7 protein-coding genes are annotated in these 9,139 nt (G+C 70.9%); all 7 read right to left on the bottom strand.

Annotated features, from left to right (window positions below):
- Window positions 1–460: 460 nt before the first annotated feature.
- On the bottom strand, window positions 461–1,558 hold the full coding sequence (locus tag ACFVHK_RS08965) for a LacI family DNA-binding transcriptional regulator (protein WP_376928511.1): 1,098 nt from the start codon (window positions 1,556–1,558) through the stop codon (window positions 461–463).
- 11 nt (window positions 1,559–1,569) lie between these two features.
- Window positions 1,570–3,093: an L-arabinose isomerase gene (araA, locus tag ACFVHK_RS08960; RefSeq protein WP_376928510.1), complete on the bottom strand. Its 1,524-nt coding sequence runs from the start codon at window positions 3,091–3,093 to the stop codon at window positions 1,570–1,572.
- Window positions 3,094–3,193: 100 nt separating this feature from the next.
- Entirely contained in the window at window positions 3,194–4,801 is a 1,608-nt protein-coding gene (locus tag ACFVHK_RS08955; protein WP_376928509.1) for a xylulokinase, read from the bottom strand.
- Window positions 4,798–5,517: an L-ribulose-5-phosphate 4-epimerase gene (locus ACFVHK_RS08950; protein ID WP_376928508.1), complete on the bottom strand. Its 720-nt coding sequence runs from the start codon at window positions 5,515–5,517 to the stop codon at window positions 4,798–4,800. The genes ACFVHK_RS08955 and ACFVHK_RS08950 overlap by 4 nt, the downstream gene beginning before the upstream one ends.
- A complete protein-coding gene (locus ACFVHK_RS08945; RefSeq protein ID WP_376928507.1) occupies window positions 5,514–5,723 on the bottom strand; it encodes a hypothetical protein in 210 nt (69 codons plus the stop codon). Before ACFVHK_RS08945 ends, ACFVHK_RS08950 begins: the two co-directional genes overlap by 4 nt.
- Before the next feature lie 587 nt (window positions 5,724–6,310).
- Window positions 6,311–7,555: a multiple monosaccharide ABC transporter permease gene (gene mmsB, locus ACFVHK_RS08940; RefSeq protein ID WP_376928506.1), complete on the bottom strand. Its 1,245-nt coding sequence runs from the start codon at window positions 7,553–7,555 to the stop codon at window positions 6,311–6,313.
- Window positions 7,556–7,588: 33 nt separating this feature from the next.
- Window positions 7,589–9,118 carry a multiple monosaccharide ABC transporter ATP-binding protein gene (mmsA, locus tag ACFVHK_RS08935; protein ID WP_376928505.1) on the bottom strand — a complete coding sequence of 510 codons (1,530 nt, stop codon included), beginning with the start codon at window positions 9,116–9,118 and terminating at the stop codon, window positions 7,589–7,591.
- Between the last annotated feature and the right edge of the window lie 21 nt (window positions 9,119–9,139).

The following is a 9,139-nucleotide window of genomic DNA, read 5'->3' as shown; positions in this document are numbered from 1 at the left end:
TCATCCTGCAGACTCGCCCACACCGAGCCGACACGACGCACGCCCTCGCGCGCCCGCGCGCGAGTTCGCAGGATGACCCGGCCCACGCCACCCCTGGCACCACCATGACGCCGCTCATCCTGCAGACTCGCCCACACCGAGCCGACACGACGCACGCCCTCGCGCGCCCGCGCGCGAGTTCGCAGGATGACCCGGCCCACGCCACCCCTGAAACCACCATGACGCCGCTCATCCTGCAAACTCGCCCACACCGAGCCGACGCAACGCACGCCCCCGTGCCCTCGCGCCCTCGCGCATCGCGTATTCGCGCCCTCGCGCATTCGCGCATTCGCGCGAAAGTTCGCAGGATGCCACCGCACATGTCACCCGCACGCCGCCCATGACGCGGCTCATCCTGCGAACTCGAGCCGTCGCACGCGGGAACCGCGCGGCAGCACGCGTTCCCGCCCGCACGGCCGCCTCAGGCGCGCGGCGCCGCCGTGCTCGCCCGCACGACGAGCTCGGGCACGCGCGAGGTGCGGTCGGGCGCCGCGGCCTCGTCGAGCAGCACGTCGGCGACGGTCGCCATGATGTCGCGGCCGAGCGAGTCGAAGTCCTGCCGCATCGTCGTGAGCGGCGGCGTGAAGAACGCGGACTCGGGGATGTCGTCGAACCCGACGACGCTGAGCTCGCCCGGCACCTCGACGCCGGCCTCGTGGCAGGCGTGCAGGAGGCCGAGCGCCATCTGGTCGTTGCCGACGAACACCGCGGTCGCCCAACGGTCGTCGAGCAGGCGGCGTCCCGCCGCGTGGCCGGATGCCGCGAGCCAGTCCCCCACGACCGGTTCGCGCACCTCGAGCCCGTGGGCCTCCAGCGCGGCGGCGAACCCGCGACGGCGCTCGGCGGCGTCCATCGAGTCGGCTGGGCCGGCAAGGTGCGCGATGCGCCGATGCCCGAGCCCGACGAGGTGCTCGGTCGCGAGCCGGCCGCCCGCGGCCTGGTCGAACGAGACGCGGTGCATGCCGGGTTCGACCTCGGATGCCACGGCCACGACGGGCACGCCCGCGTCGATGCCGCGCAGCACGTCGACCCCCTCGCGCTCGCCCGAGATGAGCACGATCGCCTCGACCCGCTGGAGCACGAGCCGGTGCACGGCCTGCGTGAGCACGTCGGGATCGAGCGTGCGCATGCTCGCCTGGCTGACGGCGTACCCCGCTTCGCGGGCCGCCTCGTTGAACCCGAGCGCGGCGCTCGAGGGTCCGTAGTCGGGGCGCCCCGCCTGGATGAGTCCGATCGAGCCCGAGCGCCGCTGCGCCATCGCGCGCGCCGTCGGCGACGGGGTGTAGTTCAGCGCGGCGATCGATTCGCGCACGCGCACGCGCGTCGCGGCGGCGACCCCGGGCAGGTCGTTGAGCACGCGCGAGACGGTCTGGTGCGAGACTCCGGCGTGCCGAGCGACGTCGAACATCGTCGGCACGCCCACCGGGCCGGACGCCTCTGCCCGGCCGGACGCCTCCGCCGGGCCGGACCCCTCGACCGGGTCGTCGCCGACCCGCGCCGAGGCATCCGCACCGGTCACCGGGTCCTCCTTCAGAGCCCCTGCGCGAGTCGGTAGTAGGCCTGGTTCCACCGTACTTCGCGCTGGAACTCGCGCAGTTCGGTCGACTCGTCGATGACGAGCAGCTCGACGCGAGCCATCTCGGCGAAGTCGCGGAACACGTCGACGCCCACCGCGGTCGACATGACGGTGTGGTGCGCCGCGCCGGCGGTCAGCCACGCGGCGGCGGAGGTCTGGAAGTCGGGGGCGGGCTTCCAGATCGCGCGGCCGACGGGGAGCTTCGGCAGCGGCTCGCGCGGCGCGACGTTCTCGACGACGTTCGCCGTGAGGCGGAACCGGTCGCGCATGTCGGAGAGCGCCACGACGACGGCGGGGCCGGGGTCGGCGGTGAAGACCAGGCGCACCGGGTCCTCCTTGCCGCCGATGCCGAGCGGGTGGATCTCGAGCGTCGGCTTGGCCGTCGTGATCGAGGGGGCGACCTCGAGCATGTGCGCGCCGAGGATCAGCTCGTCGCCGGGCGTCATGTCGTACGTGTAGTCCTCCATGAGCGTCGCTCCGCCGGGCAGGCCCGCGCCCATGACGTTCGCGACGCGTACGAGGATCGCGGTCTTCCAGTCGCCCTCGGCGCCGAAGCCGTAGCCCTCTGCCTGCAGCCGCTGCACGGCGAGGCCGGGCAGCTGGCGCAGCGCCCCGAGGTCCTCGAACGACGTCGTGAAGGCGCCGAAGCCGCCCTCCTCGAGGAACGAGCGCAGCCCGATCTCGATCGCCGCGCCGTAGCGCAGCGACGCGTGCCGGTCGCCGCCCCGGCGCAGCTCCGGCTCCACCTCGTAGAGCTCCTCGTACTCCGCGACGAGCGCGTCGATGTCGGCGTCGGATGCCGCGTGCACGGCGTCCGCGAGCTCGTTCACGCCCCACGTGTTGACCTGCACTCCGAATCGCAGCTCGGCCTCGGTCTTGTCGCCCTCGGTCACCGCGACGAAGCGCATGTTGTCGCCGAACCGCGCGAGCTTCAGGTCGCGGGATGCCGCGAGGCCGGCCGCCGCACGCTGCCACGTGCCGAGCTCGCGCTGCACGCGCGGGTCGGACGCGTGCCCCACGATCGTCTTCCGCGGCACGCCGAGGCGGGTCTGGATGTACCCGAACTCGCGGTCGCCGTGCGCGGCCTGGTTGAGGTTCATGAAGTCGAAGTCGATGTCGGCGTACGGCAGTTCGACGTTCGCCTGCGTGTGCAGGTGCGCGAGCGGCTTCTGCAGCGCGTCGAGCCCGGCGATCCACATCTTCGCGGGGCTGAACGTGTGCATCCACGCGACGAGGCCGATGACGTTCGGTGCGGCGTTCGCCTCGAGCGCGACCCGCTTGATCGCGGCCGAGTCGGTGAGCACGGGCTTCCAGACGAGCTTCACGGGCACGTCGGATGCCGCGTCGAGCGTCTCCACGATGGTGCGCGACTGGTCGGCGACCTGCGCGAGGGTCTCGGGGCCGTAGAGGTGCTGGCTTCCGGTGAGGAACCAGACCTCGTATCCGTCGAGCGAGGTGGTGAGCGGCGTGCGGGTCATGTGCGTGTCCTTCGTGCGGTTCCGGGTGCTTCGATGTGTGCGGGGTCTGGGGTGCCGGTCGGCGGATGCCTCGGGCGGAATGTCTCGGGTGCGTCGCTCGTCACAGCGCCTCCACGGCCGCCGCCTCGGCGGCCAGGCCGGCCGCGTAGCGGTCGAGGTAGGCGGCGAAGCCGGCGACATCCGTCGGGTCGGGCTCGGCGACGTCGATCGCCGCACCAGCGAAGACGCGCTCGTCGAGGTAGGTGCCCAGGTCGGACTCGTCGGCGTGCGAGAGGTAGGCGGCGAGCACCGCGATGCCCCACGCTCCGCCCTCCGAGGCGGTCTCGCCGACGGCGACCGGCGCGTCGAGCGCGCCCGCGAGGAAGCGCTGCGCGACGCCCGCCGTGCGGAAGATCCCGCCGTGCGCGAACATGCGGTCGAGGCCGACGCCCTCGCCGTGCAGCACGCGCATGCCGAGCGCGAGCGTGCCGTAGACGCCGTAGATGTGCGCGCGCATCAGGTTGGCGAGCGTGAGCCGGCTGTCGGGCGTGCGGACGACCATCGGCCGCCCCTCCTCGAGGCCCGCGATCGGCTCACCCGCGAGGTGGTTGTACGCGATGAGGCCGCCGGCATCCGCCTCGCCCTCGAGCGCCTCGCGGAACAGGGTGCCGAACACGGCGTCGCCGTCGAGCTCGACGCCCGCCGCCGCCGCAAAGCGCCCGAAGACGCCCGCCCACGCGGCGAGCTCGCTCGCGCCGTTGTTGCAGTGCACCATCGCGACCGGGTCGCCGGCCGGGGTCGTCACGAGGTCGAGTTCGTCGTGGGCGTTCGCGAGCGGATGCTCCAGCACGACCATCGCGAAGATGCTCGTGCCGGCGCTGACGTTGCCGGTGCGCGGCGCGACGGCGTTCGTCGCGACCATGCCGGTGCCGGCGTCGCCCTCGGGCGGGCAGAACGGGATGCCGGCGCGCACCGCGCCGGTCGGATCGAGGAGTGCGGCACCCGCCTCGGTGAGCTCGCCGGCGACCCGCCCCGCCGGCAGCACCTCGGGCAGCAGCTCGGCGACCTTCACGCCGGGCGCGCGGTCGGCGACGAGTTCGTCGTAGATGCCGATGAGTCGCGCGTCGTAGTCGTTCGTGGCCGAGTCGATCGGGAACATGCCCGACGCGTCGCCGACGCCGAGCACGTTGCGCCCCGTGAGCTTCCAGTGCACGTACCCGGCGAGGGTCGTGAAGCTCGCGATGCGGGGCACGTGCGGCTCGTCGTCGAGGACCGCCTGGTGCAGGTGGCCGATCGACCAGCGCAGCGGGATGTTCACGCCGAACCGCTCGCCGAGCTCGGCGGAGGCGGGCCCGGTCGAGGTGTTGCGCCACGTGCGGAACGGCACGAGCAGCTCGCCGTCGGCGTCGAAGGCCAGGTAGCCGTGCATCATCGCCGAGACGCCGATCGCGCCGAACGTCTCGGGCACGACGTCGTGGCGGCGCCGAAGGTCGGCGACGAGGTCGGCGTACGCCGACTGCAGGCCCGACCAGACCGACTCGAGCGAGTAGGTCCAGCGGCGATCGACGAACTCGTTCTCCCACTCGTGGCTGCCGACCGCGAGCACGTCGGTCGGGTCCTCGCCGACCAGGCAGGCCTTGATGCGGGTCGACCCGAACTCGATGCCGAGCGACGTGCGCCCCTCGAGGATCGCGGCGCGCGCGGCATCCGTGGTCATGGTCTCGCTCATCGTCGTGCGTCTCCACTCTGTCCGTAGACGTTCTGGTACCGGTCGTACAGCCGGTCGATCGAGTCCTGCGGGATGGGGATCAGGGGGCCGGCCTCCCGCGCCAGGTGCACGGTGCGGGCCACGTCCTCGACCATGACGGCGGCCTTGACCGCGTCCTTGGCGTTGGCGCCGATGGTGAACGGCCCGTGGTTCTGCATGAGCACCGCACGCGAGCGGTGGCCGCGGAGCGTCTCCACGATGCCCCGGCCGATCGAGTCGTCGCCGATGATCGCGAACGGTCCGATCGGGATCGGCCCGCCGAACTCGTCGGCCATCGCCGTGATCACGCACGGGATCTCCTCGCCGCGCGCCGCCCATGCGACCGCGTACGTGGAGTGGGTGTGCACGACTCCGCCGACCTCCGGCATGTTCCGGTAGACGTACGCGTGCGCCGCGGTGTCGCTCGACGGCGACCGGTCGGCGCCCGGCGTGCCCGGGATGACGTTGCCGTCGAGGTCGCAGAGGATCATGTTCTCCGGCGCCAGGTCGTCGTAGCTCACACCCGACGGCTTGATCACGAACAGGTCCGCGCCGGGCACGCGGCCCGACACGTTCCCGCCGGTCCACACCACGAGCCCGTACCGGGTCAGCTCACCGTGCAGGCGAGCGACATCCGCACGCGTACGGGCGATCGCGACCTCGACGTCGGGCCGGAGGTCGGTGGCCGTGACGCTCATGCGGTCGCCCCGATCGTGCTCGACCCGATCGTGCTCGACCCCGGGTCGATGCCCGCCGCCTCCACCGCGGCGGGCATCGCCGTGCGGGAGGCGCGAACGCCTTCCGGGCTCCGGGTCGCGCTGCGATGCCGACGGGCGGATGCTCCGTTCCGATCGGAGACGGCCTCGACGAGCGTCATGTGGCGCTCAGGCGCGACATGCGGCATCCGGGACTCCTTCGTCTGCTTCGTTAGCGCTAACAACCATGATGTTAGCGCTAACGAAGCCGAGAGCCAAGCCCCTCGGCCCGCCGCGTCGCCCCAGCAGCTCGCCCTCCCGTGCGTACGGGAGGAGAAAGCCGACGACACGCCGCGGGCCGACCCTCGACACGCCGGGCGCGAGCCGGAAGTTCCTCCCGACCGGCGGGCAACGTCGGCGTCGGTGAGCCTGGTCGGCCCCGACGAGACGGCCCGGCTCCGACGAGACGCCACGGCCCCGGCGGGCAGCCGGCCCCGGCGAGGCGGGTCGGCCCCGGCGGGCAGCCGGCCCCGGCGAGGCGGGTCGGTCCCGGCGAGGCGGGTCGGCCCCGACGAGACGGCCCGGCCCCGACGAGACGGGCCGGCCCCGGCGGGCGGCCGGCCCCGGCGAGGCGGGTCGGCCCCGGCGAGACGCCACGGCCCCGGCGGGCAGCCGGCCCCGGCGAGCCAGCCCGGCCCCGAGAGGCAGCCCGGCCCGGGCGCGCCGGCACCGAGACACGACGAGGGGCGGATGCCACGTGGCATCCGCCCCTCGCCGTCTCAGGAGGAACTGCGGGTCAGTGCCCGCCCGACCGACGCTTGTTGTACACGTCGAACGCAACCGCGAGCAGCAGCACGAGGCCCTTCACGGCCTGCTGCCACTCGATGCCGATGCCCATGATCGACATGCCGTTGTTCAGGACACCGATGATCAGACCACCGATGATCGCGCCGCCGATCGTGCCGACGCCGCCCTGGACGGCCGCGCCGCCGATGAACGCCGCCGAGATCGCCTCGAGCTCGAAGCCGTCGCCGGCCTTCGGTCCCGCGAGGTTCAGGCGCGCCGTGAAGATGAGGCCGGCGAGCGCCGCCAGGAAGCCCATGTTCACGAACAGCCAGAAGTCGACCCGACGGGTCTTGATGCCCGACAGCTCGGCCGCGTGGCGGTTGCCGCCGATCGCGTAGATGTGACGGCCGAACACGGTGCGGTTCATCACGACGCTGTACACGAGCACCAGCACGCCGAGGATGATCAGCGTCACCGGGATGCCCTTGTACGACGCGAGCGCGTAGGCGAAGAACCCGATCGCCGCCGAGATCAGCACGAGCTTGGTGATGAACCACACCAGCGGCTCGACGTCCTGGCCGTACTTCACGCGGCCGCGGCGGCTGCGCACCTGCTGCACGACGAGGATCACGATCGCGAGGGCGCCGACGCCGAGCGTCAGTGGATCGAGCTCGAATTCGCCGAACACGTTCGACAGGAAGCCGTTGCCGAGCGCGCGGTACTCGGTCGGGAACGAGCCGATGTTCGCGTTGCCGAGCACCACGAGCGCGAGGCCGCGGAAGATGAGCATGCCGGCCAGGGTCACGATGAACGCCGGGATTCCGACGTAGGCGATCCAGAAGCCCTGCCAGACGCCGACGAGCGCGCCGATGCCGAGCGAGAGGACCACGGCCAGCCACCACGGCAGGCCCCATTGGACCGCGAACACGCCGGAACAGGCCCCGACGAACGCGGCGACGGATCCGACCGAGAGGTCGATGTGACCGGCGATGATGACCATCACCATGCCGATCGCGAGGACGAGGATGTACCCGTTCTGCACGACCAGGTTCGAGATGTTCTGCGGCCTCAGCAGGATGCCGTCGGTGAGGAAGGCGAACAGCACGACCACGGCGACGAGGGCGATGAAGATGCCGTTGCGACCGAGGTCGCTGAGCACGTGGCTCAGTCGCTCGGTGAACTTGTTGTCGACGGGGTTGATGTTGCTGCCCGCCGCGTGGGTCTCCTCGGTTGTGGGAGGGTTCGGATTCGACATGATGTCTCCTGGGGGTGTTCCGTCAGCCGCGGGCTAGCGGGGCTTTTCCATGGTCATGAGCTTGAGCATCGACTCGGGCGTGGCCTCGTCGACGGGGAGCTCGCCGGTGATGCGACCCTCCGAGAGGGCGTACACGCGATCGCAGATGCCGAGGAGTTCGGGCAGCTCCGACGAGATCACGATGATGCCCTTCCCGGCGGCGGCCAGGCGGTTGATGATCGTGTAGATCTCGTACTTCGCCCCGACGTCGATGCCGCGCGTGGGCTCGTCGAGGATCAGCACGTCGGGGTCGGAGTAGATCCACTTCGACAGGACGACCTTCTGCTGGTTGCCGCCCGAGAGCTTGCCGGTCTTCACCAGGACGCTCGGCGCCTTGATGTTCATCGACTTGCGGTACTCGTTGGCGACCGCGTACTCCTCGTTGTCGTGCACGAGGCCGTACTTCTCGAGCTTCTTCAGCGACGCCATCGAGATGTTCCGCTTGATGTCCTCGATGAGGTTCAGGCCGTAGGTCTTGCGGTCCTCGGTGGCGTAGGCGATGCCGTTCGAGATCGCCTCGGCGACCGTGCGGGTCTTGATCTCCTTGCCCCGCAGGAACACCTTGCCCGTGATGCGCGAGCCGTACGAGTGGCCGAAGAGGCTCATCGCGAACTCGGTGCGACCGGCGCCCATGAGGCCCGCGATGCCGACGATCTCGCCCGCGCGCACGTGCAGGTTGACCTTGTCGACGACGACCCGGTTCGAGTCCTGCGGATGGTGCGCGGTCCAGTCCTCGACGCGGAGCAGCTCCTCGCCGAGGTTCGGCGTGTGGTCGGGGTACCGGTGCTCGAGGTCGCGACCGACCATGTCCTTGATGATGCGGTCCTCGGTGACGTCCTGCTTGGCGATCGTCTCGATCGTCTTGCCGTCGCGGATGACCGTGACCGTGTCTGCGACCTTCTTGATCTCGTTCAGCTTGTGGCTGATGATGATCGACGTGATGCCCTGCCCCTTCAGGTGCAGGATCAGGTCGAGCAGGTGGTCGGAGTCCTCGTCGTTGAGCGCGGCGGTGGGCTCGTCGAGGATCAGGAGCTTGACGCGCTTGGAGAGGGCCTTCGCGATCTCGACGAGCTGCTGCTTGCCGACGCCGATCTCGCGGATCTTGGTCGTCGGGTTCTCCCTCAGGCCGACCCGTGCGAGCAGCTTCGACGCCTCGAAGTTCGTCTGGTTCCAGTCGATGAGACCGCCGGTGCCCTTCTGCTCGTTGTTGAGGAAGATGTTCTCGGCGATCGAGAGGTACGGGCTGAGTGCGAGCTCCTGGTGGATGATCACGATGCCCTTGGCCTCGGAGTCGGTGAGGTCCCTGAACTCGACCTCCTCTCCCTCGAAGACGATGGCGCCGTCGTAGGTGCCGTGCGGGTAGACGCCCGACAGCACCTTCATCAGCGTCGACTTGCCTGCGCCGTTCTCGCCGCAGATCGCGTGGACCTCGCCGCGCTCCACGCCCAGGTTGACGTTCGCGAGCGCCTTGACGCCGGGGAACGTCTTCGTGATGCCGCGCATCTCGAGAATGTGGTTGGTCATCCCTTGCTCCTGCTCCATTGC

Source organism: Agromyces binzhouensis, assembly GCF_042672355.1.
Classification (GTDB): Bacteria; Actinomycetota; Actinomycetes; order Actinomycetales; family Microbacteriaceae; genus Agromyces; species Agromyces binzhouensis.
This window is presented reverse-complemented; position numbering and strand designations above follow the sequence as displayed.

What these genes read in the sequence shown, in the direction of transcription:
- ACFVHK_RS08945 (WP_376928507.1), bottom strand. Translation starts at nt 5,723, where the DNA reads ATGCCGCATGTCGCGCCTGAGCGCCACATGACGCTCGTCGAGGCCGTC.
- araA (WP_376928510.1), bottom strand. Translation starts at nt 3,093, where the DNA reads ATGACCCGCACGCCGCTCACCACCTCGCTCGACGGATACGAGGTCTGG.
- ACFVHK_RS08950 (WP_376928508.1), bottom strand. Translation starts at nt 5,517, where the DNA reads ATGAGCGTCACGGCCACCGACCTCCGGCCCGACGTCGAGGTCGCGATC.
- mmsA (WP_376928505.1), bottom strand. Translation starts at nt 9,118, where the DNA reads ATGACCAACCACATTCTCGAGATGCGCGGCATCACGAAGACGTTCCCC.
- mmsB (WP_376928506.1), bottom strand. Translation starts at nt 7,555, where the DNA reads ATGTCGAATCCGAACCCTCCCACAACCGAGGAGACCCACGCGGCGGGC.
- ACFVHK_RS08955 (WP_376928509.1), bottom strand. Translation starts at nt 4,801, where the DNA reads ATGAGCGAGACCATGACCACGGATGCCGCGCGCGCCGCGATCCTCGAG.